This window comes from Mesorhizobium sp. M4B.F.Ca.ET.143.01.1.1, assembly GCF_004792275.1.
GTDB lineage: Bacteria > Pseudomonadota > Alphaproteobacteria > Rhizobiales > Rhizobiaceae > Mesorhizobium > Mesorhizobium abyssinicae.
The window spans coordinates 1-420 of sequence record NZ_SRSR01000104.1; the positions used below are offsets into that span (position 1 = coordinate 1).

A 420-nucleotide genomic window follows, 5' to 3' on the forward strand; every position below is an offset into this window, starting at 1 on the left:
CGCCTGTCTGCTTCCTGGTCTTCCAGAATGCTCTTGCCGAATGACACTTCGACCGTATAGGCCGTGGCTACGCTGAACCAGCACTGGCTCGATAGGGAGATCCACAAATCAGCTGGATTGAGGTTCTTCCGAAACACGCCGGTCGCCTCGCCGCGGGCAATAATGCCATCCCCGTGCGTCATGAGCTTGTCGATTGACAATTCTGAGCGCGGCACTGAGCGCAAATGGTCGCCATGATGGAGATTCGCGATTCCAACCAGCCCAAGGAACCCAGGATTTTTCCGATAGTAAGTGAGCGTGAACTCGCATAGCTGATCGAGCGCGACCATCGGGTCGGCGGAGATTGTGAGCACGGCTTCGGCCTCGCGCATTCGCCGATAGGCGTTGACGAGTACCCTCTGAAACAACAGTTCCTTGCGC

Annotated in this window: 1 pseudogene; it reads right to left on the reverse strand. The window is 56.9% G+C overall.

Features of this window, described 5'->3' with window-relative positions:
* Positions 1 to 420, reverse strand: a pseudogene (locus tag EN786_RS38110) (TetR/AcrR family transcriptional regulator); the annotation flags it as partial.